At 67.9% G+C, this 23,822-nt stretch carries 21 protein-coding genes and 1 pseudogene; 9 read left to right on the forward strand and 13 right to left on the reverse strand.

Annotated elements, in window-relative coordinates:
• Positions 1 to 101 precede the first annotated feature (101 nt).
• The 3 genes from AAC997_RS04855 to fsa are packed head-to-tail and all read right to left on the reverse strand — an operon-like array spanning position 102 to position 2,365.
• Entirely contained in the window at positions 102 to 1,031 is a 930-nt protein-coding gene (locus tag AAC997_RS04855; RefSeq protein WP_340644559.1) for a tyrosine recombinase XerC, read from the reverse strand.
• On the reverse strand, positions 1,016 to 1,693 hold the full coding sequence (locus AAC997_RS04860) for a DUF484 family protein (RefSeq protein ID WP_340644560.1): 678 nt from the start codon (positions 1,691 to 1,693) through the stop codon (positions 1,016 to 1,018). The genes AAC997_RS04855 and AAC997_RS04860 overlap by 16 nt, the downstream gene beginning before the upstream one ends.
• 18 nt (positions 1,694 to 1,711) lie before the next feature.
• On the reverse strand, positions 1,712 to 2,365 hold the full coding sequence (gene fsa, locus AAC997_RS04865; RefSeq protein WP_340644561.1) for a fructose-6-phosphate aldolase: 654 nt from the start codon (positions 2,363 to 2,365) through the stop codon (positions 1,712 to 1,714).
• A gap of 192 nt (positions 2,366 to 2,557) precedes the next feature.
• Here fsa and AAC997_RS04870 point away from each other — a divergent pair.
• Together AAC997_RS04870 and AAC997_RS04875 are read left to right on the forward strand one after the other, a co-directional pair.
• Positions 2,558 to 2,650, forward strand: a pseudogene (locus AAC997_RS04870) (hypothetical protein); the annotation flags it as partial.
• Positions 2,651 to 2,739: 89 nt separating this feature from the next.
• On the forward strand, positions 2,740 to 4,905 hold the full coding sequence (locus tag AAC997_RS04875; protein WP_340644562.1) for a primosomal protein N': 2,166 nt from the start codon (positions 2,740 to 2,742) through the stop codon (positions 4,903 to 4,905).
• Positions 4,906 to 4,965: 60 nt separating this feature from the next.
• On the opposite strand, the gene AAC997_RS04880 is transcribed toward AAC997_RS04875, so the two are convergent.
• From AAC997_RS04880 to AAC997_RS04890, 3 genes are all read right to left on the reverse strand, one after another.
• The gene (locus AAC997_RS04880; protein ID WP_340644563.1) at positions 4,966 to 7,167 is read right to left on the reverse strand and encodes an ATP-binding protein; all 2,202 of its coding nucleotides are present in this window, start codon (positions 7,165 to 7,167) and stop codon (positions 4,966 to 4,968) included.
• A 162-nt stretch (positions 7,168 to 7,329) separates the two neighbouring features.
• On the reverse strand, positions 7,330 to 8,997 hold the full coding sequence (locus tag AAC997_RS04885; RefSeq protein ID WP_340644564.1) for an MDR family MFS transporter: 1,668 nt from the start codon (positions 8,995 to 8,997) through the stop codon (positions 7,330 to 7,332).
• 102 nt (positions 8,998 to 9,099) lie between these two features.
• Positions 9,100 to 9,918, reverse strand: a complete 819-nt coding sequence (locus tag AAC997_RS04890) for a TerC family protein (protein WP_340644565.1) — start codon at positions 9,916 to 9,918, stop codon at positions 9,100 to 9,102.
• A 565-nt stretch (positions 9,919 to 10,483) separates the two neighbouring features.
• On the opposite strand from AAC997_RS04890, the gene AAC997_RS04895 reads away from it, so the two are divergent.
• The gene (locus AAC997_RS04895; RefSeq protein WP_340644566.1) at positions 10,484 to 11,158 is read left to right on the forward strand and encodes a CHAP domain-containing protein; all 675 of its coding nucleotides are present in this window, start codon (positions 10,484 to 10,486) and stop codon (positions 11,156 to 11,158) included.
• A gap of 147 nt (positions 11,159 to 11,305) precedes the next feature.
• Positions 11,306 to 12,520, forward strand: a complete 1,215-nt coding sequence (locus AAC997_RS04900; protein ID WP_340644567.1) for a pentapeptide repeat-containing protein — start codon at positions 11,306 to 11,308, stop codon at positions 12,518 to 12,520.
• Positions 12,521 to 12,698: 178 nt separating this feature from the next.
• On the opposite strand, the gene AAC997_RS04905 is transcribed toward AAC997_RS04900, so the two are convergent.
• Complete coding sequence (locus tag AAC997_RS04905; protein ID WP_340644568.1) at positions 12,699 to 13,553, reverse strand: crotonase/enoyl-CoA hydratase family protein; 855 nt, start codon at positions 13,551 to 13,553, stop codon at positions 12,699 to 12,701.
• 380 nt (positions 13,554 to 13,933) lie between these two features.
• The gene (locus tag AAC997_RS04910; protein WP_340644569.1) at positions 13,934 to 14,572 is read right to left on the reverse strand and encodes a COQ9 family protein; all 639 of its coding nucleotides are present in this window, start codon (positions 14,570 to 14,572) and stop codon (positions 13,934 to 13,936) included.
• A 175-nt stretch (positions 14,573 to 14,747) separates the two neighbouring features.
• Here AAC997_RS04910 and rpsU point away from each other — a divergent pair, with 175 nt between their 5' ends.
• Entirely contained in the window at positions 14,748 to 14,987 is a 240-nt protein-coding gene (gene rpsU / locus AAC997_RS04915; protein WP_215342650.1) for a 30S ribosomal protein S21, read from the forward strand.
• 190 nt (positions 14,988 to 15,177) lie between these two features.
• Positions 15,178 to 17,058, forward strand: a complete 1,881-nt coding sequence (gene ftsH, locus AAC997_RS04920; RefSeq protein WP_340644570.1) for an ATP-dependent zinc metalloprotease FtsH — start codon at positions 15,178 to 15,180, stop codon at positions 17,056 to 17,058.
• Between the two features lie 77 nt (positions 17,059 to 17,135).
• Here the strand turns inward: ftsH and AAC997_RS04925 are convergent, their stop codons facing one another.
• Positions 17,136 to 17,333 carry a hypothetical protein gene (locus AAC997_RS04925; protein WP_340644571.1) on the reverse strand — a complete coding sequence of 66 codons (198 nt, stop codon included), beginning with the start codon at positions 17,331 to 17,333 and terminating at the stop codon, positions 17,136 to 17,138.
• Between the two features lie 331 nt (positions 17,334 to 17,664).
• On the opposite strand from AAC997_RS04925, the gene folP reads away from it, so the two are divergent.
• Positions 17,665 to 18,441, forward strand: coding sequence for a dihydropteroate synthase (gene folP, locus AAC997_RS04930; protein ID WP_340644580.1), 777 nt, complete (start codon positions 17,665 to 17,667; stop codon positions 18,439 to 18,441).
• Positions 18,442 to 18,495: 54 nt separating this feature from the next.
• Here the strand turns inward: folP and AAC997_RS04935 are convergent, their stop codons facing one another.
• Positions 18,496 to 19,248 carry an SDR family oxidoreductase gene (locus AAC997_RS04935; RefSeq protein ID WP_340644572.1) on the reverse strand — a complete coding sequence of 251 codons (753 nt, stop codon included), beginning with the start codon at positions 19,246 to 19,248 and terminating at the stop codon, positions 18,496 to 18,498.
• Positions 19,249 to 19,309: 61 nt separating this feature from the next.
• On the opposite strand from AAC997_RS04935, the gene thiD reads away from it, so the two are divergent.
• Positions 19,310 to 20,113 (forward strand): bifunctional hydroxymethylpyrimidine kinase/phosphomethylpyrimidine kinase, encoded by an 804-nt coding sequence (gene thiD, locus AAC997_RS04940; protein ID WP_340644573.1) that lies wholly within the window; start codon positions 19,310 to 19,312, stop codon positions 20,111 to 20,113.
• A 47-nt stretch (positions 20,114 to 20,160) separates the two neighbouring features.
• On the forward strand, positions 20,161 to 20,679 hold the full coding sequence (locus tag AAC997_RS04945) for a nucleotidyltransferase family protein (protein WP_340644581.1): 519 nt from the start codon (positions 20,161 to 20,163) through the stop codon (positions 20,677 to 20,679).
• Here AAC997_RS04945 and AAC997_RS04950 read toward each other — a convergent pair.
• From AAC997_RS04950 to AAC997_RS04960, 3 genes are all read right to left on the reverse strand, one after another.
• Complete coding sequence (locus AAC997_RS04950) at positions 20,670 to 21,101, reverse strand: GNAT family N-acetyltransferase (protein ID WP_340644574.1); 432 nt, start codon at positions 21,099 to 21,101, stop codon at positions 20,670 to 20,672. The two genes, AAC997_RS04945 and AAC997_RS04950, sit on opposite strands and share 10 nt — an antisense overlap.
• Positions 21,102 to 21,151: 50 nt before the next feature.
• Entirely contained in the window at positions 21,152 to 22,861 is a 1,710-nt protein-coding gene (locus AAC997_RS04955; protein ID WP_340644575.1) for an ATP-binding protein, read from the reverse strand.
• Positions 22,862 to 22,966: 105 nt separating this feature from the next.
• The gene (locus AAC997_RS04960) at positions 22,967 to 23,566 is read right to left on the reverse strand and encodes a hypothetical protein (RefSeq protein WP_340644576.1); all 600 of its coding nucleotides are present in this window, start codon (positions 23,564 to 23,566) and stop codon (positions 22,967 to 22,969) included.
• Positions 23,567 to 23,822 lie beyond the last annotated feature (256 nt).

Consider the following 23,822-nt stretch of genomic DNA (forward strand, 5'->3'; position numbering starts at 1 on the left):
CTCGGGTTGGGGCGTAGCGGACTGCGCGGAGAGGGGAGCGCGACCCCTCATCCGACCGGTCGCTGACCGGCCACCTTCTCCCGCAAGGGGAGAAGGATAAATCAGGCGTGCGGGTGGGCGCTGTTGTAGGCGCTCAGCAGGGCCGCCGCGTCGACATCGGTATAGCGTTGGGTCGTCGACAGCGAGGCGTGGCCCAGCAGTTCCTGGATGGAGCGCAGGTCGGCGCCGGCCCCCAGCAGGTGGGTGGCGAAGGAGTGGCGCAGGGCATGCGGCGTGGCGCTGGCGGGCAGGCCCAGCCGGCCCCGCAGCGACTGCACCGTCGCCTGCACATGGCGTGGACTTAAGGGCCCGCCCCGCTTGGCGCGGAACAGCGGCTCGTCAGGCGCCAGGGCGAAGGGCGCGGACGCCACATAGGCGTCGATGGCCTCGCGCACGGCGGGCAACACCGGCACGATCCGGGTCTTGGAGCCCTTGCCGACGATGCGCAGACTGTCCCCCAGCGGCGCGTCCGACCGCTTCAGCGACAGGCCCTCGGAAATCCGCAGGCCGCAGCCATAGAGCAGGGTCAGCACCGCCTCGTCGCGGGCGACTTCCCAGTCCTCGCGATCGGAGTCCATCGAGGGTTCGGCGATCAGGCCGCGCGCCTGGTCCTCGGTGACCGGGCGCGGCGCCGACGGCTTGACCCGAGGCCCGCGCACCAGGGCCAGGTGGGCGTTGGGGGTGTCGTGGCGGCGGTCGAGGTAGCGGTGGAAGGTGCGGATCGCCGACAGTGACTGCGACAGCGACCGGGGCGACAGCGGATGGTCGCCGGACCGCAGGTGGGCCAGCCAGGCGCGGATCTCACCGGCGGTCAGCTCACCGCAGGCCGCGAGCGTCAGGGTCTCGCCCCGATGCCCCTCCTGGAACGTGATGTAGCGGCCCGCCGCGAAGCCATAGGCCTCCACCGTGCGCGGCGAGGCGCGGCGCTCCTGGGCCAGGTGGACCAGCCACTCCGCCAGGACCTGCCGGGCGGTGGTCACAGGACCGGCCATCGCTCCGCCGTGCGTTCGACGACTCGGGCCAGGAAGGCCACCAGCTCGGCGCCCATGTCCTCGGTGAAGCCGTGTGCGTCGGACGAGCCGAAAGCCAGCAGGCCGGTGCGGGCCGGCTCCCAGATCGCCATGCGCACCATGGCCATAGACTTGATCTCCCCCGATCGCTCGCCGAACAGGCCCAGCGCCGTGGGCTGGAAGCCCATCAGGGCCACGCGCTGGTGGCCGATCACCAGGTCGATCTGACCTTCCGCCATCACCCGCCATCCGGCCGGGGTGCGGTCAGGGCCTTCCAGGGCCACCACCCCGGCGGCCAGGCCAAAGCGCAGCTGCGCCAGCTCGTCCACCCGGCGGGCCAGGTCGGCGTGATTGCGGGCGTCCAGCAGGTCGACCACCGCGCCGTGGGTCTGGGCCTGGGCGGCGAAATTGGCGCGCGCCGTGGCCTCCAGGTGCTTGCGGGCCTTGGACTCGTTCTTGTGCGCCTCATGCACACGGGCCAGCGCCGCCGGGCCGAAGTCCACCACATTGGCGGCGTCGGGGCGCAGGCCCAGTTCCGCCATCAGGGCGGTGTCGTGCAGCAGGAAATCGCGATTGTCGGAAAGGAAGCGGCGCACCTCGTCGGGGCCTAGCGTCTGATCCTTCAGCCCGGCCCCGAGATCCATCTATCCGCCCCTGCAGTTCTACAGAATGGACTGACCCGTTTTGGCCCAGTCGCTCATGAACTGTTCAAGACCCTTCTCGGTTAACGGGTGCTTGAAGAGGTCCAAGAAAACCCCGGGTGGAATCGTCGCGCAGTCGGCGCCCGACAGGGCCGCGGCGGTCACATGGGCGGGATTGCGGATCGAGGCGGCCAGGATCTCGGTGTCGAAATCATAGTTGTCGTAGATGGCGCGGATCTCGCGGATCAGGTCCATCCCGTCCATGCCGTAGTCGTCCAGCCGGCCGATAAAGGGCGAGATGTAGGTGGCGCCGGCCTTGGCGGCCAGCATGGCCTGGGCGGCGGAGAAGCAAAGGGTGACATTGGTGGCGATGCCCTGCACCGCGAACTCGGCGGTGGCGATCAGGCCCTCGCGGGTCAGGGGCAGCTTGACCACGACATTGGTGGCGATGGCGGCCAGCTTGGCGCCCTCCTTCAGCATGCCCTCGACGTCGGTGGCGGCGACCTCGGCGCTCACCGGGCCCTCGACGAGATCGCAAATCTCAGCGATGACCTCCAGCATGGGCCGGCCGGACTTGGCGATCAGGGTGGGATTGGTGGTGACGCCGTCCACCAGGCCTGTCGAGGCCAGGTCCTTCAGGACCGCGGTGTCCGTGGTGTCGAGAAAGAGCTGCATGAAGGGCCTCTGCGCAGGAATGAACGGGGCCTCCTTAGCCGTTGTGCTCCGGCGCGGCCAGCCTATGTGCGGAGCGTGATGAACCAACTCCCGCTTATCTATTCGCGTCCTTCTCCCCTTGCGGGAGAAGGTGGCCCTGCGGAGCAGGGTCGGATGAGGGGTCGAAAGAACTCTCCAGCAAACTCACTGCGTCATCCCGGCCGTAGCGCAGCGGAGAGCCGGGACCCAGGGGCGGTGCGCTTGGCCCCTGGGTCACGGATCGGCCTGTCGGCCGTCCGGGATGACGAGAATTATTTGAAAGCGAAGCGCGACCCCTCATCCGACCGGTCCCTGACCGGCCACCTTTTCCCGCAAGGGGAGAAGGGGTTCACATCATGACCCGCCGCATCGCCTCGATCCTCCTGCCCATGCCCCTGCCCGAGGCCTTCGACTACGAGGAGCCGGAGGGCATGGACCTGGCGGTTGGCGATCAGGTGTCCGCGCCGCTGGGCCCCCGCCTGCTGCGCGGCGTGGTCACCGCCCTGCGCGACGGGACCGGCGGCAACCGGCCGCTGAAGGTGGTGGAGGCCAGGCTCGACGAGCCGCCCCTACCGCTTCGCGCCATCGAATTCATCCAGTGGGCCGCCCGCTACTCGGTGGACTCGCCTGGCTCGCCCCTGGCCATCACCCTGCGTGGCGCACGCGCCCAGAAGGCGCGCCCAGAGAAGATCGTCGAGGCCACCGGCGCCCCGCCCGCTCGCGCCACCCCGGCCCGAACCAAGGTGCTGGAAACGGTCGCCGCCCAGCGCCTCTCGCCCCCTGACCTGGCCCGCGCCGCCGGTGTCTCGTCGGGCGTCATCAAGGGGCTGGTGGACGAGGGCGTGCTCGCCGTCCGCCTCATCGAGGCCCCCGTCGCCTTTGATCCGCCCGACCTGTCGCGCGAGGGCCACCCCCTCAACCCCAGCCAGGACGCCGCCGCCAAGGCCCTGGTCGCGATGCTGGGGGAGGGGGGGTTCAACGTCGCCCTGCTGGACGGGGTCACCGGCTCGGGCAAGACCGAGGTCTATCTGGAGGCCGTGGCCGCGGCGCTCGCCGCCGATCCGGAGGCCCAGGTGCTGATCCTGCTGCCGGAGATCGCGCTGACCCAGGCGGTCATCGCCCGGGTCGCCGCCCGCTTCGGTTCAGCCCCGGCCGAGTGGCACTCCGACATCACCCCGCCCGCCCGCCGCCAGGTCTGGGACGCGGTGGCGACAAGCCAGTGCCGCATCGTCATCGGCGCCCGCTCGGCCCTGTTCCTGCCCTTCGCCAAGCTGGCGCTCATCGTCGTCGATGAGGAGCACGACGCCTCCTACAAGCAGGAGGAGGGCTTCATCTACCAGGCCCGGGACATGGCGGTGGCTCGCGGCAAGATCGAGGACGCCGCCGTCATCCTGGCCTCGGCCACGCCGTCGCTGGAATCCCTGCGCAACGCCGAGACCGGCCGCTATCGCTGGCTGCGCCTGACCTCCCGCCACGGGATCGCCGTCCTGCCCGACATCACTTTGATCGACATGCGCGAGACCCCGCCCGACAACGGCCGCTGGCTCTCAGCGCCCCTGGTGAAGGCCATGGGCGAGACCTGGGCGCGGGGCGAGCAGACCCTATTGTTCCTCAACCGCCGGGGCTACGCACCCCTGGTGCTGTGCAAGGCCTGCGGCGAGCGGATGACCTCGCCCGACACCGACAGCTGGCTGGTGGAGCACCGCTATTCCGGCCGCCTGGTCTGTCACCTCACCGGCTTTTCCATGCCCAAGCCGCTGGCCTGTCCCCACTGCGGCGCCAAGGACAGCCTGACCGCCATCGGCCCCGGGGTGGAGCGGGTGGAGGAGGAGGCCAAGAATCTCTTCCCCGACGCCCGGGTGGCGATCTTCTCCTCCGACACGGTCTGGGACGCCCGCGAAGCCAAGCGCCTGATCCAGGCCATGGAGGAGGGGCAGATCGATATCCTGGTCGCCACCCAGGCCGCCGCCAAGGGACACAACTTCCCGGGCCTGACCCTGGTCGGCGTGGTGGACGCCGACCTTGGTCTGCGCGGCGGCGACCTGCGGGCCGCCGAGCGCACTTATCAGTTGCTGGCCCAGGCCACCGGCCGCGCCGGACGCAAGGACCGTCCTGGCCGCGCCATGCTGCAGACCTACGCCCCGGAGCACCCGGTCATGCAGGCGCTCAAGGCCCAAGACCGCGACGCCTTCACCACCGCCGAGCTGGAGGAGCGCGAGATCGCCGGCCTGCCGCCCTATGGCCGACTGGCCGCCCTGATCGTCTCAGGGCCGGACGCGGTCCAGCTGGAGGCCTTCGTGGAAAAGATGGCCCAGACGGCGCCCAACGCCGAGGGCGTCGCCGTCTACGGTCCCGCCGACGCCCCGCTCGGCCTGATCCGCGGCCGCCGCCGCAAACGCTTCCTCATCCGCGCCGACCGAACGGTGGATCTCTCCGCCTACCTCGCCGCCTGGCGCGCCCGCTTCCGCCCCCCCGGCATGATCCGCGTGGCCATCGACGTGGACCCCTACAGCTTCCTGTGACGGGAAGTGGCGGACGAAGGCTATCTTGCTCCTGCGCGGCCCTCGACGGCCCGAGAGGGGCTAGGCGGCGTGTTCATCAGGCAGTTCGCCAGGGGCCTCAAGGCAGCTCTGAATGGCGTCGATCAAGCGTCCCACATCGATGGGCTTTGCAACGACGTTGTCCATTCCGGCCGCGAGATAGGCTTCTATCTGTTGCGCCATCACGTTCGCGGTTAGCGCCAGTATGGGTGTCCGGCCAGGCCCACGGCGCGGTTCCTCGCAGCGGATGGTTCGGGTGGCGGTTAAGCCGTCCATCTCCGGCATCTGGATATCCATGAGGATCAGATCCCAGACTTCGGCGCGCCATGCCGCCACGGCAAGGGCGCCGTTGGCGACGATGACAGGCTCAATGCCCACCTGTTGCAGGAGCGTGCGAAGCACCAGCTGATTTACCGCGTTGTCCTCCGCCACCAGCAGCCGCAGCGGCGCAGGTTCGGCTTGCGGAGATTCGTTCGAGCCACTAGCGGCGTCGACGGTGGCGGGGGTATCCCGCAATCGGGCAAGGGGCAGTTCAACGGTGAATTGAGATCCTTGGCCCGCCTCGCTTTGCGCCCCGATGGTCCCGCCCATGGCGCAGACCAGCTGGCGACAAATGGTCAGCCCCAGGCCCGACCCTCCGAAACGGCGGGTCACTGACGCGTCAGCCTGGACGAACTTTTCGAACACCGCCTCGAGCTGATCTGGAGACATTCCGATGCCGGTGTCCCGGACCGTGATGATCAGCCTGGCGTCCTGTCGCAGGACGCGGACATTCACCGCCCCGCGGGGTGTGAACTTCACTGCGTTTGAGACGAGATTGTAGATCACTTGGCTGAGGCGCGCGGAATCCCCTGCATAGACCCCTTCCGCCTCGGGCTGGATATGCAGGGAGAGGGCGACGCCTTTGTCGTCAGCTTCCGCGCCAAACGCGTCGAGGGCCGCCTGAACAAGGCTTGCGATTTGAACCTCGCCCTCATCCAGCTTGAACTTGCCCGCCTCGATCTTTGAGAGATCCAGCACGCTGTTGAGCAGGATGAGCAGCGATTCACCTGACTTGCGGATCACGTCGAGGCGCTCGCGCTGGGTGGCGCTGAGTTCGTCACGCGCCATGGCCTGAGCCATACCCAGCACACCGTTCAGCGGCGTGCGAATCTCATGGCTCATGATCGCCAGGAATTCGCTTTTGGCGTGACTGCCGGCCTCGGCGCGCGCCAGGGCGTCGGTAAGGTCAATCTCGCTGCGTTTCCGCTCGGTGATTTCGTGCATCGCGCCGACGAGCGACAATGGGGTCCCGTTCTCATCACGCGTGATCTCGGCGGCGGCGAAGGCCCAGGCCTCGCTGCCGTCCGACCGCTTGATCCGGTATTCCGCCCTGTAGGGCTCCTTGCCCGCTTCGTAACGATCCCACGCGGCCTTCGTGCCGGGGACGTCCTCGGGGGCGACAGCAAACCAGGGATCTTTCCAGAACTGCGTATAGGTCAGCGGCCTCTCAAAGAAGGCCGCTTCCGCGCCAAGGCTGACCAGTTCGCGCTTCTGATAGTCGACCTCGTAGACATAAAGATCGGTGATATCCATCGCGACCCTCAGTCGCCGCTCGGCCGCTTCCGAACGGGTGAGCGCCGCCTTCATCTCGGCCAGGATTTCAAGCGTGCGCCTACTGGCGTGACTCCACTCCAAGACTGTTTTGTTGGTCCCGATCGAAATCAGCAGCAGCGTTGCGGCCAAGCTCACCAGGCTCACCATCACCCCGAGCGCGGCTTGTGTTCCAAGATGCGCAACGGCGGCCACGGCGACGGCCAGGAGCGACGGCCCCACCATCGCTAGGAACATGCGTCGGGACGTCCAGCCCACCGCGACGCCGAGCGCGGTGATTGAAATTGCGGTCACGGCCACAAAGGCGAAGCTCGATGGAGTCGGGGACGCTAGGGCATGCCCCAGCGGCGCGACAAACCAGAGACTCGTTCTGAGAAACACGGCGCCGCTTAGCCGGCGGAGGCCAAGCGCGCTGTCCAGGTTCGCAGCCGACTGCGACCAGGTGCGATAGCACCGCGTGAGCACCACGTCGGCCGCGCACAGGGCGACCGTCCAGATCGCTGCGATGAGGGGCGCCCCCACCAGCGCCAGTCCAATTCCCGCCGCGACGTTGAAAACCGCATGCACGGCCCAAGGCACAACCATCCCCGAGAGGGTCATCTGGTAGGGCGTGACGTCTTTGATCCGTCCGTCGTCCGGCTGCATTGACATCGGCGATGGCTCCCCTGGCGCGCACCAAATCGCGGCCCGTCTTGATGCAGGCTCGGCTATTAGTGGCGCTGTTTGATTAAGCCTTGTCGAAGGGGTGTGCGACGAGACGTCGCATCGCGAAGCGCCAGAGCGCATGGAGGTCGGCGAAACCTTGTTGAGTCCCTACGCCTCCCCCGTCTCCGCCGCGATATCCCCGCCAGGCTCGGCCGCCTTGGCCGCCGCGATGGGCCGCTCGCGCAGGGGCGCCACCGGGATGAACAGCATCAGCAGGAAGCCCGCGATCAGCGAGCACAGGGCGAAGATCATCCCGTGGACGATGGCCACCGAGAAGCTGGTGCGGATCGTCCGCTCCATCGCCACCTGCTTGGGATCGGCGGCCCGCGCGGCGGCCTGTTCGGGGTGCAGGTTGCGCGCCATGGCCATGGCCTGCAGGTCCGACAGCTCCAGGGTGCGCACCACAGCCCCTGGCTCGGCCGGCGCATGCTTGGCCAGTTCGCTGGCGAGTCCTGAGGTCAGCAGGGCGCCGAACAGGGCCACCCCCATGGTGGAGCCGATCTGGCGCACGAACTGGCCCGAACTGGTGGCCACCCCCAGCTGATGGAAGGGCACGGCGTTCTGCACCGCCAGGCCAAACAGGCTCTGGCCCGGACCAAGCCCGATGCCGACGATCAGCAGCCGCCAGGCCAGGTCCCAGGTGGTGGTGTCGGGCCCGATGAAGCACATCAGGAAGACCCCGAGGATCAGCACCACCCCGCCGCCGATCATGAACGGCTTGTAGAGGCCCGTCTTGGTCACCAGCTGCCCGTTGATCGTGGAGCTGGCGATCATGCCCCCCATCAGGGCCAGCATGGTCAGGCCGCTGGTGGTGGCCGGGATGCCCTGGCCCACCTGCATGTAGAGCGGCAGGAAGCTGGTGACCCCCATGAAGGCCATGGAATAGACGAAGGCCGCGCCGTTGGCGGTGGTGAAGGTCAGGTTCTTGAACAGCTCCAGCGGGATGATCGGGTCCCGCACCTTCTTCTCCACGAAGACGAAGGCGGTCAGGGCGGCGATGGCGAAGCCCAGCATCCCCAGGATCAGGGGCGAGGCCCAGGCATACTCCCGCCCGCCCCAGGTGATGGCCAGCAGCAGGGGCACGAAGCCGGCGATGATCAAGGCCGCGCCGCCCCAGTCGATACGCCCCACGCCACGGATCGGCAGGGTCGGCATCTTGACGAGGATCATGGCCACGGCCGCCAGGGCGAAGGGGATGTTGCAGTAGAACACCCAGCGCCAGCCGGCGATGACGTGTCCGAACAGGGTCACCGTGCCGTGGTCGGTGAAGAAACCGCCCACCACGGGCCCGAACACGCTGGCGATCCCGAACACCGAGCCGAACAGGCCCGAGAACTTCGCCCGCTCGCGCGGGGCGAACAGGTCGGCGATGATGGCGAAGGCGGTGGTGAACAACGCCCCGCCGCCCAGGCCCTGGACCGCGCGGAAAATGATCAGCTGGGTCATGCCGCCGCCGAGCAGGGGCAGGTCTCCGAACTCGCCGGCCAGGCCCGCCAGCCAGGACCCCGCCAGGAAGATGGCGATGCCGATCAGCAGGATCGGCTTGCGCCCGTAGAGGTCCCCCAGCTTGCCCCAGATCGGCACCATGACCGTCGAGGCCAGCAGGTAGGCGGTGGTGGCCCAGGCATAGAGGTGCAGGCCCGACAGCTCGGCGATGATCCGCGGCATGGCCGTGCCGACGATGGTCTGGCTCATGGCCGACAGCAGGAAGACGATCATGACGGAGATGAGCGTCAGCCGGCGCTCCTCGTCGCTATAGGCGTGAGGTTCGTTCAATTGTCGTTTTCCCGGCGACGAGGGGCCGCCCCTAATGCTTCAATTTTCTAAGTCGTCGAAGTCCGGGGGCGGGCGGAAATATCGCCGTCCCCTTACCGGCTTCTACGGAACGGTATCAGACTTTTCGGCCGCCGCATGCCCCGCCGCCTTGCGCTGCTGGGCCCTGCGCGAGGCCATGTTCAGCGCCTCCACCAGGCCGGAGAAGGCCATGGCCGCGTAGATGTAGCCCTTGGGCACGTGGACCCCGAAGCCGTCGGCGATCAGGGTGGCGCCGATCATCAGCAGGAAGCCGAGCGCCAGCATCACCACGGTGGGGTTGTCATTGATGAACTTGGCCAGGGGATCGGCGGCCAGCAGCATCACCGCCACGGCGATCACCACGGCGATCACCATGATCGGCAGGTGGTCGGTCATGCCCACCGCCGTCAGGATCGAGTCGATGGAGAAGACGATGTCCAGCAGCAGGATTTGCACGATCGCGGCGCCGAAGTTCATGGCGACAGCCTGCTCCTTGTTCAGCAGGTCGTCGCTGGGGGCGGGGTCCATGGTGTGGTGGACCTCGGTGGTGGCCTTCCACACCAGGAACAGGCCGCCGGCGATCAGGATCAGGTCGCGCCAGGAGAAGGCCAGTTCGAAGGCGGGGTGGCCGTCGGCGTTCAGCGGCCCCGTCCAGGGCAGCTCGAACACCGGGGCGGTCAGGCCGACGATGAAGGCGATGGTCGACAGCAGGGCCAGCCGCATGATCAGGGCCAGGCCGATGCCCAGCCGCCGGGCCTTGGCCTGCTGATGCTCGGGCAGCTTGTTCGACAGGATGGAGATGAAGACCAGATTATCGATGCCGAGCACCACCTCCATGATGACGAGGGTGATCAGGGCGGCCCAGGCGGCCGGGTCGGCGGCCAGGATCAAAAGGCTGTCCATGGGGGTTCTCAAGGAGTGGGAGTTGGCTCCTTCTAGCCTATCCCGCCGCGTCGACTACTGCGAATGGTTCGCAGGTGAGATGGGCGCCGCCGTGAGTCGCGCCAGGCCTTGTGTCGGCCACCGCCATTTTTCCAGGCGCCGGATGGTCAATATCTGGAATGTGACCGGCGGCCTGGGGGGCGGCCTCTCTTCTTGGCGACGGCGGCCGATCTCACGCCGAGGTCTTGGCGCGCCGGCCGCTGGTCTGTTTCTGATTGTTTCACGCGTGCCGAATCTAGGTTCTCGGCGAGACATTTTCAGCATTCATGAATGACACGGTCATGAAATTCCAGCTTAACAACGGGAATCTCGCGTCGACATCGTGATTAGGTTCCTAAAGGTTAAGGGTTCGACTTGACGAACTGAGAGCTTGTCTTGATCGGAGATCGCCTATCGGCCCAGTGAAGCTGCTGGTCGATGCGTGGGAGTCTCGGCGACCTTCCGCCGCACGGGCCGAAAAGCTCTTTGCTTTCGCGTCCAGGGTGAGTATCCCTAATGGCAGTTCGCGTGGGGAGCCCCTCTTAACATGCTGAAACGGACCAGAACCGCCCTCGGTTCCCTGGCCGCCGCGGCGGTTATGACGCTGGCGCCCGCTGGCGCGGTGGCTGACACCTACTGGCAGTGCGTGCCCTTCGCGCGGCTGATTTCCGGCGTCCAGATCTTCGGCGACGCCTGGACCTGGTGGAAACAGGCCGCCGGCAAGTACGAGACCGGCTTCTCCCCCAAGGCCGGCGCGGTCCTCTGCTTTAAACCGAACGGCAAGATGCAGCTCGGCCACGTCGCCGTGGTCAGCCAGGTGCTCACCGACCGGGTCATCCAGATCACCCACGCCAACTGGTCGCGTATCGGCGGGTCCCGTGGGCAGGTCGAGAAGGACGTCACCGTGATCGACGTCTCGCCCGCCGGCGACTGGTCCCAGGTCAAGGTCTGGTACGATCCCATCCGTGACCTCGGCTCGACCACCTACCCCACCCACGGCTTCATCTACCAGGACGCCAACGCCCAGCGCGTGGCCAACTCGGGTCTGAACGCCGCGGGCAACACCGCCATCGCCATGGCCCAGGGCGCCGCCACCCAGATGGCCCAGGCCGTCCGTCCCGGCGCCGGTCCCTTCTCCATGCTCAGCCAGGCGGCCGACTCCACCGACAAGATCGCCGCCCTGATCATGGCCGCGACCCAGGGCCCGCCCGAAGCCAAATAGGCCGGTCGCCGCAGGCTGCGGGCGGCCAGGGCGAAGGGCTGACGGCCGACGCTGTGAGTCGCGTTTCGACGGAAAACACCCCTGTGGCGCATTGACGCAACGGTTCCTTAAACGCGTTGGGTGACGATAGCGGATTCAGGGAATTCCATGCCGCCCGCCGTCCTCGTCCTCAAGCCGCTCGACACCGATGGCCTGCGCCTGGCGCTGGACAAGCACCGGCGATTCCTTGAGGGCCGCAGCGGCGGCCGCCGCGCCAACCTGGCCTATGTCGACCTCACCAACCGTCAACTCGACGGCCTGGACCTGCGCGACGCCGACCTCACCGGCGCGCGGCTGAACGGCGCCTCCCTGGTGGGGACCCGGCTCGCCGGGGCAGTTCTGTTCGGCGCCGACCTGCGCGACACCGACCTGCGCCAGGCCGATCTTTCCAAGGCTGATCTGCGCGGCGCCTGCCTGCGCGGCGCCAACCTTTCGGGCGCCGACCTCTCGGGCTGTGACCTGCGCGAAGGCCGCATCGCCCTGCAGGACAAGGCCGAGGGCTTTCGCATCCTGCAGCATGAGGAGCGGCCGGGTGAGCTGACCTTCGCCGTGCTGGCCGGGGCCAACCTGGCCGGCGCCCACATGCACGGGCTTTCGGCCATGGCCGCCGACTTCACCGACGCCGACCTGTCGGGCGCGACGCTTGGCGGCGCCAAGCTGATCAAGGCGGTGATGGACGGCGCCAATCTGACGGGGGCCGACCTCTCGGGCGCCGACCTGTCGGGCGCGTCGCTCAAGCACGCCATCATGGTCCGCTGCGATATCGGCATGGCCAACATCAGCAACGCCGATCTCACCGGGGTGCTGAAGGCGCCGCCAGTGGCGGTCTATATCGACGACAAGCCGTTGGAGGCGATCCTGGCGGCCCACGAGGCCTTCTGCGATTCCGCCGGCAAGAGCGGCCAGCACGTGCGTCTGCCCGACACCGACTTCCGTTCCGTGCCAGGCGGCCTGAAGGGGCGCAGGCTCAGCGGGCTCTCGGCCTCGGGCTCGGTCTTCTTCGGCATGAACCTGCAGGGGGTCCAGCTCCAGGGCGCCGACCTCTCGGGCTGTGATCTGCGCGGCGCCAACCTGAAGATGGCCGACCTGCGCGGCGCCCGGCTCACCAACGCCCTGCTGACCCGCGCCGACCTGCGCGGCGCCAAGCTGGGGCCGCTCGCCATCGATGACGGCCGCATGCTCCGCACCGACCTGTCGCGCGCCACCCTGCGCGGCGCCGACCTCACCGGCGCCTCGGCCCCCCGCGCCCGCTTCCTGGAGGCCGACCTCGCCGGCGCCAAGCTCGAGGGCTGCAACCTCAAGGGCGCGGAGCTGGAGGCCTGATCTGAGTCCTTCTCCCCTTGCGGGAGAAGGTGGCCGGTCAGCGACCGGTCGGATGAGGGGTCACGCTCCCCCATCCGCTGATCCTGCAACGCCCTAACCCGAGAGGTCAGCACGACCCCTCATCCGACCCTGCTCCGCAGGGCCACCTTCTCCCGCAAGGGGAGAAGGCCCTCCCTCTCTACATCCCGTGCTTCAGCGGCTGCAGGTCCTGGAACACCGCTTCGCGCTTCTCGGCCTTGGCGGCGAAGGCCTCGCCCATGTGGGGCCCGGAGAACATGCCGGTCTGCCAGACGGCGATATAGTCCAGCCCATCGCGGATGGTATGGTCGCGGGCATAGTTGATCATCACCTTGGACCCGGTGACGGCCAGGGGGGCCTTGCCGGCGATCTCGCGGGCGGTGGCCAGCGCGTGGGCCACGCACTGCTCCTGGGTCTCGAAGACCTCGTTGACCCAGCCGATCTCCTTGGCCTTGGCCGCCCCCATGCGCCGCCCCGTATAGGCCATCTCGCGGACCCACCCCTCGGGGATCAGCTTGCACAGCCGCGGGAAGGTGCCGACGTCGGCCGTCATGCCGATATTGATCTCCTGGATACAGAAGAAGGCGTCGGCGCTGGCGTAGCGGATGTCGCAGGCGCTGGTCATGTCGACGGCGCCGCCGATGCAGCCGCCCTGGATCGCCACGATCACCGGGATCCGCGCGTCGTCCAGGCAGCCGAAACAGTCCTGCAGCCACAGGATATGATGCCGCTGCTGCTCGGCGTTCAGATGGCGATCCTGAACCTGGTTGGCCGAGGTCGAGCCCCCGCCGCCGAACACCGCCAGGTCCATGCCGGCGGAGAAGTGCTTGCCGGTCGAGCTGATCACGATGCAGCGAGCCCGCGCATTGTGGTCGATGTCCTTCACGATCACCGGCAGCTCGTTCCAGAACTCCCGGCTCATGGAGTTCATGGCCTCGGGTCGCTTGAGCTGGATATGGGCGACCCCGTCCTCGATGGTGACGTTGAAGCAGGCGAAGTCGGCGGTGTCGGTCATGGTGTTTCCTCTCGTTGGAAACATCATGGGTGCGTGACGCTGTGGAAGGGAAGGGGCGCAAATGTCCTTCTCCCCTTGCGGGAGAAGGTGGCCCTGCGGAGCAGGGTCGGATGAGGGGTCGATCAGCTCATCAGGTAAGCCCGCTCATCGCGGCGCAGCCGGGACCTGGATGCAGCACGTCACCTTGGCTTGATCCACCGTTCGTGTGGTTCGTGAGGTTCGTGGTTCCAATTCTTCAGGCCGTGACGCCGCGAGGCGGCACAAGATTGTCCACGAACCTCACGAACGTCACGAACAGTAGCCCGTCGAGGGGAGCGCGACCCCTCATCCGACCGGTCTCCGACCGGCCACCTTCTCCCGCAAGGGGAGAAGGACGTTTGCTACCCGTACCGCATCTTCCCCAGGGCGGCGGCCACATCCCGCAGCAGGTCCCCGCCCTTGCGGCCGGCCTTCCATTTTTCATAGGTCATGACGTTGTCGATGCGGCTGTCGACGAAGGCCATGGCGTCGGCCTTGCCGCTCGCCAGTCGGATCGTCAGGCCCGAGACCAGGATGCCCGACAGGATGGCGCGCTTGGAATAGTGGTTCTCGTCGGTGGCCGTGTCGCCGGCCCAGCGCCACAGGGTATCGGCGCTCTCCCAGAGCAGCTTCACGGCCAGGGGAATCCGGGTCGGCAGGGCCAGATACCCCGCCCAGCGCCGCACGGCGCCTTCATCGGCGGCCGCGGCGTCCAGCCGCGCCTCGACCCCGGCCCGGATGCGCTCGCGGATCTTCAGGGTTTTGGGATCGGTCCCCGCCAACCGTTCCAGCGCGGCGCCGTCGTGCCGGCGCGAGAGCAGGGCCGCCAGGTCGGCCGGGCCGTGCGGAACCAGCAGTTCGGTCTCCGCGACGGAGAGCCCGCAGGCCTTGCCCGCCGCCCGCACCATCGGCCAGGTCCATCCCTGGGTCGGGGCAAGGTTAAGGGCCGCGTCCAGAATCTGTTGTTCGGTGGCCTCAGCCCAGTCGGTTTCGTGCGCCATACCTTACAATATAGCGCCTAAAGGCTCCTGTCCGCCGTGGACATCGCCTCCCGTCTCTGGTATTTCGCCGCCCTCATCCCGGAGGCTCCAGCCTACGGGTGCAAGGCTATTGTCCGTTCGCCGCCGCCTGACCCCAGGACTGGCCGAGCGGGAACGGGTAACAGGAGAGATAACTCTGGTTCAGATTTTCGTCCGCGACAACAACGTCGATCAGGCCCTGAAGGCGCTGAAGAAGAAGATGCAGCGCGAGGGCTCGTTCCGCGAAATGAAGCGGCACGTGCATTACGAAAAGCCGAGCGAGAAGCGCGCCCGTCAAAAGGCCGAAGCTGTTCGCCGCGCCCGCAAGCTGGCCCGCAAGCGCGCCCAGCGTGAAGGCCTGATCCCGGCCCCGAAGAAGGCTCCCGGCGCCCGGTAGGGTCCCGATCCTCTTCGAAGCTTAAGTATTTGAAAGGCCGCGCGGATCACCGCGCGGCCTTTTGTTTTCGCCCCTATTTCACGGCAGCGCTGCGAACTTCCGTCGCGTGGCGCCGTGCTTGCTGGTGAAACCGTGTCCGCCCCCCTATCTTAGGGTCTGACGGACACTTTCCGGGACGGTCTGAACCAATATGAACCTGCGCAATCTCGCCATCTGGGGCGTCATCGTCGTCGTCCTCATCGGGCTCTACAGCATGACGACCGGGGGCGGCCACGGGGCCAACTCGGGCCAGATCACCTATAGCCAGCTGCTGTCCAAGGTGGCGTCGGGCGAGGTGAAGAAGGCCACGATCCGCGGCCCCAGCGTCGAGGTGACGGACGGCGCGGGCAAGACCTTCGGGGCCATGACCCCCAACAACCAGGACGACCTGGTCAAGCGCCTGGAGAGCCAGGGCGCGGACATCGAGGTCAAGCAGATGGGCGGCGGCCTGGTGGGCCTGCTGGTCCAGAGCCTGCCGATCCTGCTGCTGGTGGGTGTCTGGATCTTCTTCATGCGCCAGATGCAGGGCGGGGCCCGCGGCGCCATGGGCTTTGGCAAGTCCAAGGCCAAGATGCTCACCGAGAACAAGAACCGCATCACCTTCGAGGATGTGGCCGGGGTCGACGAGGCCAAGGAAGAGCTCACCGAGATCGTCGAGTTCCTGAAGGACCCGCAGAAGTACCAGCGTCTGGGCGGCAAGATTCCCAAGGGCGCCCTGATGGTGGGCCCTCCCGGCACCGGCAAGACCCTGCTCGGCCGCGCCGTGGCCGGCGAGGCCGGCGTGCCGTTCTTCTATATTTCCGGCTCCGACTTCGTGGAGATGTTCGTCGGCGTCGGCGCCAGCCGCGTGCGCGACATGTTCGAGCAGGCCAAGAAGAACAGCCCCTGCATCATCTTCATCGACGAAATCGACGCCGTCGGCCGCCACCGTGGCGCGGGCCTCGGCGGTGGCAATGACGAGCGCGAGCAGACCCTCAACCAGTTGCTGGTGGAGATGGACGGTTTCGATCCGTCCGAGGCCATCATCGTCATCGCCTCCACCAACCGTCCTGACGTGCTGGACCCGGCCCTGCTGCGTCCGGGCCGCTTCGACCGTCAGGTCGTGGTGCCCAATCCCGATGTCGGCGGCCGCGAACGCATCCTGCGCGTCCACATGAAGAACGTGCCCCTGGCGGCCGATGTCGACGTCAAGACCATCGCCCGCGGCACGCCCGGCTTCTCCGGCGCCGATCTGGCCAACCTGGTCAATGAAGCCGCCCTGATGGCCGCCCGCAAGAACCGCCGCATGGTCCTGCAGCGCGACTTCGAGGACGCCAAGGACAAGGTCATGATGGGCGCCGAGCGCAAGTCCATGGCCATGACCGAGGATGAAAAGCGCCTGACCGCCTATCACGAGGGCGGCCACGCCCTGCTGGCCCTGACGGTTCCCGCCACCGACCCGGTGCACAAGGCCACCATCATTCCGCGCGGCCGGGCGCTCGGCATGGTCATCCAGCTGCCGGAGCGCGACCAGCTCTCCATGTCCTATGAGCAGATGACCTCGCGTCTGGTGGTCCTCATGGGCGGCCGGATGGCCGAGGAGATCATCTTCGGAAAGCACAAGATCACCTCGGGCGCCTCGTCGGACATCGACCAGGCCACCCGTCTGGCGCGGGCCATGGTCACCAAGTGGGGCTTCTCCGACAAGCTCGGCGTCGTCTCCTATGGCGAGAACCAGGATGAGGTCTTCCTCGGCCACTCCGTCTCCCGCACCCAGAGCGTCTCGGAAAAGACCGCCAACATCATCGATGAGGAGGTCAAGAAGCTGGTGCAGGGCGCCTTCGACGAGGCGCGCCGCATCCTCACCGAGAGGCTGGATGATCTGCACACCCTGGCCAAGGCCCTGCTGGAATATGAAACCCTCTCGGGCGACGAGATCATCGCCGTGCTGAAGGGGGTCGCCCCCAACCGCGACGAGAGCGACTCAAAGCGCCCCGCCGGCCCCGTCGCCTCGGTGCCCCTCTCGCCCCGGACCGATCCCGAACCAGCCTGAGCCCCATGATCGGCCTACGCAAAGGGGAGCCTCACGGCTCCCCTTTGTCGTTCTGGGTGGGATGAGCGTCTGAGGCGCTAAGCCTTCTCCAGCGTCTTCACCGTCTCCTGCATCACCCGCCGACCCCAGGAACTCAGGTCAGCTCGGGTGAGCTTGGCTCGGGCGGCCTCCAGGGCCTCGTCGCCGTGGCGTCGACGCAGCATCTGCGCCTCCTCGAGGGCTTCGCCGCGCATGCGGAGCCAGCGATTGTACAGACGAACGGGGTTAAGGATCATCGCAGCCTCCTTTGCCGCCTGCTTGTACCGCCTGCAACGTGACGAAAAGAGGACAGCCCCCCAATTTGGGGCTGGAGCCGACCCAGACATTCCTCGGGCGCCCGTTAATCATGCGTCGACGCTTGGATATGCCTCACCGATCCGGGCATGGCCCTGCCCTTGCGTCCTCTGCCGCCGCCCGCCCTCGACGCCGTCCAGGTGCGCCTGGACCTCGACTCCCGGCGCAGGTCTGCTAGCTGCACGGCCTATGACCTCGCCACCGCCTGGACCCTCGCCCCGACCGGCGCGACCCGCGCCACCGCCCGCCAGGGCCGTGACCGCCGTCCGCGTGATGGGAATCGTCAACGCGACTCCCGACAGCTTCTCCGATGGCGGCCTCTTCCTCGATCCCGACGCGGGTCTCGATCACGCCTTGCGGCTGGTGGGGCAGGGCGCCGACATCCTCGACATCGGCGGCGAGTCCTCCCGCCCCGGAGCCGAGCCCGTCTCGCAAGTCGAGGAGATCGCCCGCGTCGCCCCGCTGATCACAAGCCTCCGCGCTCGCACCAGCGTCCCCATCTCCATCGACACCGTGAAGCCCGGCGTGGCCCGCGCCGCCGTCGGTGCGGGCGCTTCGATCTGGAACGATATCGCCGCCCTCGCGGCGCCTGGCGCGCCGGAGACCGCCGCCGAACTCGGGTGCGAGGTGATCCTCATGCACATGCAGGGCGAACCCCGCACCATGCAGGCCGCGCCCCATTACGAGGACGTGGTCGCCGAGGTCTGCGCCTTCCTGCTGGCCCGCGTCGAGGTGGTCCTGGCCGCCGGAGTGGCGCGTGATCGGATCTGGCTCGACCCCGGCATCGGCTTTGGCAAGACGCTCGCCCACAACCTCGCCCTGCTGGCTGCCCTGGACAGGATCGTGGCCCTGGGCTTCCCCGTCCTGCTGGGCGCCAGCCGCAAGAGCTTCCTGGCCCGCCTGGACCCGGCCGCCAAGGACCCCGCCCACCGCCTCGGCGGCTCCCTCGCCGCGGCCCTGGCCGGCGCCTTGGCCGGCGTCACGGCGGTGCGCGTCCACGACGTGGCCGAAACGGTCCAGGCTCTAAGGGTCTGGGAAGCGATGCGCTGAGGGGCGCGCCTCAATACCGCTCATCCCGGCCTTCGCCGGGATGAGCGGGTTTTTTCACCCCCGCCCGATGAACGGCATCTTTGTCGCCATCACCGTCATGAACTGGACATTGGCGTCGAGCGGCAGGCCGGCCATGAACACCACGGCGTCGGCGACGGCCTTCACATCCATCATCGGTTCGGGCGCGAGCGTCCCGTCGGCCTGGGGCACGCCCTTGGCCATGGCCGCGGTCATCTCGGTGGCGGCGTTGCCGATGTCGATCTGGCCGCAGACGATGTCGAAGGGCCGGCCGTCCAGCGAGGTGGACTTGGTCAGGCCGGTGATGGCGTGCTTGGTCGCCGTATAGGCCACCGAGCGGGGCCTCGGGCTATGGGCCGAGATCGAGCCGTTGTTGATGATCCGTCCGCCCCGGGGGTCCTGGGCCTTCATCAGACGGATGGCGCCCTGGGTGCAGAGGAAGGCGCCGGTCAGGTTGATGTCCACCACCCGCTTCCAGTGGGCGAGGCTGAGCTCCTCCATCGGCACGGGCGGCGCCCCGGTCCCGGCGTTGTTGAACAGCAGGTCCAGCCTTCCGAACTTGGATTTCACCGCCTCGAACAGCGCCAGGACCTGGGCCTCGTCGCTCACATCAACGGACATCAACGAGCACTTATCGGCCATAGTCCGCCGGGCGGTCTCCTCCAGCGCGTCCAGTCTTCTCCCGGCCAGGAAAACGTGAAACCCCGCCTCCACAAGGGCCAGCGCGCTGGCGCGGCCGATGCCGGAGCCGGCTCCGGTGACGATGGCGGTCTTGATGTCAGTGCTCATGGGGCCAGACCACCCGAGTCTTCCATCCACGACAACCGACGAATCCTGTATTTCCCTTGAGATGGCTGACTCTCGCGGACGCGTCCTGATCATCGCCGGCTCCGACTCCGGTGGCGGAGCCGGGATCCAGGCCGATATCAAGACGGTCACCGCGCTCGGCGGCTACGCCGCCACCGCCATCACCGCCGTCACCATCCAGAACACCCTCGGCGTCCACGGCGTGCATGCGATATCCCCCGCCGTGGTGGAGGCCCAGGCCCGCGCCGTCCTCGACGACATCGGCGCCGACGCCGTCAAGACCGGCATGCTGGGCGACGTGGAAATGGTCACCCGCGTCGCCGCAATCCTCGACACCGTAAGGGTTCCAGTGATCGTCGACCCGGTCATGGTGGCCAAGGGCGGCTCCAATCTGCTGGCCCCCAGCGCCGTCGACGCGGTGCGCACCCTGATGATTCCTCGGGCCACTGTACTCACCCCCAACGCCCCCGAGGCCGAGGCCCTCAGCGGCCTGCCGGTCCATACCACCGACGACCTGCGCCGCGCCGGCGAGCGCCTGCTGGCCCTGGGGGCCCAGGCCGTGCTGATGAAGGGCGGCCATGTGGCCGGCGACATCGTGGTGGACGTGCTGATGACCCCGCAGGGGGAGACCACCTTCGAGGGCGAGCGCCTCGACACCCGCCACACCCACGGCACCGGCTGCACCCTGGCCTCGGCGGTGGCGGCGGGCCTGGCCCAGGGGTTGAGCCTGCCGGACGCCGTCGCCCGGGCCTGGGCCTATGTCCACGAAGCCATGCGCCGGGCCCCCGGCTTCGGCGCCGGCCACGGCCCCCTCGACCACGCCTGGCCCTTGCGGGGTAAGGCGTGAAGCATCGTGATGACCTGGAAGCCATCCTGCGGGCCGCCCCCAGCCTGATGGCGGTGATGGAGACCGCGCGCGCGCTGGCCCTGCCCGACTGGCTGATCTTTTCCGGGGCCATCTACCAGCGGGTCCTGAACCACCTGACGGGACGCGACCCCGACCACGGGATCAAGGACTACGACCTGGCCTATTTCGATCCCGACACCTCCTGGGACGCCGAGGACGTGGTGATCGCCCGGGTGGCGGCGGCCTTCCAGCCGCCGGTCCGCGAGATGGTGGAGGTGCGCAACCAGGCCCGGGTCCATCTGTGGTTCGAGGCCAAGTTCGGCGAGCCCTACGCTCCCCTGAGCTCCAGCGCCGAGGCCCTGACCCGGTTCGCCAGCCCGCTGAACGCTGTCGCCGCGCGGCTGGAGCCCGACGGCTCCATGACCATCGTCGCCCCCTTCGGCCTGGAGGACCTGTTCTCGATGACCTATCGCGAGAACCCCAACCGCCGGGTCTCGGGCTTTGCGCGTACCGCCGAGGGCGCGCGCAGCCGCTGGCCCGAGCTGACCATCATTCCTCAGGTATAGGTCTTGCGGATCTCCATCCAGCGGTCGGCGCCTGTGAGCGGGCCAAAGCCGTACTGGGCGTAGAGGCCGTGGGCGTCGCGGGTGGCCAGGTGCATGCGCCGCAAGCCCTGCAGGTCCGGGTGGTCGGTGATGAAGCCCATGATCGCCTTGCCCAGGCCCGCCCCGCGATGGGCCTCGTCGACGAAGACGTCGCAGACCCAGCCGAAGGTGGCCCGGTCGGTGACCACCCGGGCCATGGCGGCCATCTGGCCGTCCGCCGCATAGACCCCGATCGTCAGGCTGCCGGCCACGGCCTTCTCGAAGGTCTCGCGCGGGATGCCCGTGCCCCAGTAGCTCTGCGCGGAAATCCAGCGATAGGCGCGTGCGATGTCGAACCGCGTGGCGTCGTCGCTCACCGTGTAGCCGTTGTGCCGGGTTTCCATGGCGATCCCTCCCTAGAGGGGGGCCAGATAGGAGGAATCGGCCGCCGCCGCTAGGCCACCGCGGCGACAGCCACGTCGTGGGCGTCCAAGACCCGCTCGATGGCCCCGAACAGCTCGGCGGCCTCGACGGGCTTCATGACGAAGGCGTTCATGCCGACGGCCAGGCAGACGTCGATCTCGCTGCGGGCGGCCGAGGCGGTGAGCGCGATCACCGGGGTGGTCTGGTTTGGGCCTGCCGTGGCGCGCAGGGCGCGCGTGCAGTCCAGCCCACCCATCTTCGGCATGTTGAGGTCCATCAGCACGACGTCGAAGGGCTGTTGGGCCAGGATGTCCAGGGCGTCCTGGCCGTTTTCGGCGGTGACGATGGCGTCCACCGCGCCCTGCAGGATCAGGGTGAAGGCCCGACGGTTGATCTCGTGGTCGTCGACGATCAGCACACGCAGGCCGGTCTGTTCCTGGGGGGCGTCGCCGGCCGGGGTCTCGGCCTGACCCAGGGCCAGGTCCAGGGACAGGCGGAAGGTCGCGCCCCGGCCCGGCGCACTTTCCGCCACCAGATCCCCGCCCATCAGGCGGGCCAATTCGCGGCTGATGTTGAGACCGAGGCCCGTACCGCCATGGGTCCGTGCGACGCTGTTGCTGAGCTGACCATAGGCGGTGAAGAGGCCGCCGATCTGCTCGTCGGTCATGCCGGGCCCGGTATCCATGACCTCTAGGGTCAGGCCGCAGGTCCCGTCGGCCCGGCGCACTGAGGTCATGCGCAGGGTGATGGTCCCTTGCGGCGTGAACTTCAGGGCGTTGGAGAGCAGGTTGTTGAGGACCTGACGAATGCGGGTGGGATCGCCCTCGACCCAGGCCGGGAGGCTGTGGGCGCCCTCCAGGCGGAAGGTCAGGTTCCCCCTGCGGGCCACCGGGCCCCAGAATCGCACCGTCTCCAGCATCAGGCGGCGCAGGTCGAAGGCGGTCACCTCCACCCCCATGCGCCCGGCCTCGATCTTGGACATGTCGAGCAGGTCGTCCAGCAGGGTGCGCATCATGCGGGCCGAGGAGGAGATCAGGTCGAGGTTGGAACTCCGCGCCGAGGCGCTGCGCGCATCGTTGGCCTCGACGGCCCCGGCCAGGATAGCGCTGATCGGGGTGCGCAGCTCATGGCTGACCATAGCCACGAAGGCCGACTTGGCGGCGTCGGCGGCTTCGGCCTGGGCGCGGGCCTCGCTCTCGGCGGTAAGCGCGCGGGCTGCGGCGCGCCAGATCAGGTGAGTGAAGATCACGATCAGGACCGCCGAGGCCGCGATGGCCGCGGCCTGGCGTGGCGCGCCCCCCAGCCACAAGGCGACGAAGGGGGTCGCGGCCAGGTAGATTGCAAAGGGGGTCGAGGCGGCCAGAAAGCCGGCCTGCGACTTCTGGCTGGTCAGGGCCGAGTTCAGCTGACCGCCGCATAGCAGGCAGATCCAGCAGGCCAGGCCGAAGACGCCTTCATTGACCGGCCCGTCGGCCGCGAAGGCGCCGAAGACCAAGCTGTTGGTGAAGAGCAAGGCGAGTGCAAGCCAGGGGGGAGGCGTGCGTTTGGCGAACACGAAGTATTCGACCATTTGCAGCGCGCCGTAGCAGGCCAGCCAGACGAAAGCCCAGACCCAGCCGGTGATGGCGCCAAAGCCGAAGGTGAGGCCCACGGCGAGGCCGACGCGCATACGCACCTGGGCGCGGCGCACGGCGATGACCTCCATCAGGTCAGACGAGAAAGTCGCGGCCGATGGCGGCATGCAAGGTCCTGGCGAAGCTTGAGCCTCTCACAGAACACGGTTGGGATAATTCTGAGTAAATCTGGGTCGTGCAGGGGCGCGACCTCTGGCCGCGCCCCCGACAACTTAGCGGCGTGCGCCGTAGCCGGCGCCGTAGCGGTTGGAGTCATTGGCCTCGATCCGGATTCGGGCCGAGAGGGTGTCGAAACGGCGGTCCAGATCGGCCCGCTCCCAGTTCGACAAGCCATTGGCGCGATAGCGGTTTTCGAGACGCGCGATGGTCTGGAAGTCCGCCCGCAGGCGGTAGGCTTCGGCCCGTGTGATCTTGCCGCTGCGGATGCCCTGGTCGATGCGGTGATCGAGGTTGGCCTGGCGTTGGTTGATGTTCATCCAACCCCCGCCGTTGCGGTCCTGACGGTCCTGACGGTCGTGGCGCTCATAGCGGATGCGGTTCGACAGGGCGTCGAAGCGGCGGTCCAGGTCAGTCCGTTCCCAGGTCGACAGACCGTTGCGGCGATAGTTGGCCTCCAGCTTGGCCACCGTGCGGAAATCGCTGCGCAGGCTGGTGGCTTCCTGACGGGTGAGATCACCGCTGCGCACGCCGGCGTCGATGCGGGCATCGAGACTGGCCTGGCGCTGGTTGATCGACATCCATCCCTGGGCGGACGCGGCGCCGGCCGAAAGGGCCAGGACGGACGCGGCGGCTAGCATGGTGAGCGTTTTCATGAGGTGGTCTCCTTGAATATCTCTTGTCGCCCCTGTCCTCAGACTGGGGTGAAACGACTTTGGTCTAAAAGGGTTCTGGCAAAGCTTGGTCCTTTGCGCAGTCCGCCGCCCCAGTGGCGACGTTGACCCTAGATGACCACGCAGCCCATGACGCTGATCTGAGCGCGGCGTTATTCTCGGTTCATCACATTTCCGCTCCGCAACACCTTGGGGTCGCCAACGAAAACGGCCCCGCCGGGGAGGGCGGGGCCGTTCG

Source organism: Phenylobacterium sp., from assembly GCF_037968635.1.
GTDB lineage: Bacteria > Pseudomonadota > Alphaproteobacteria > Caulobacterales > Caulobacteraceae > Phenylobacterium.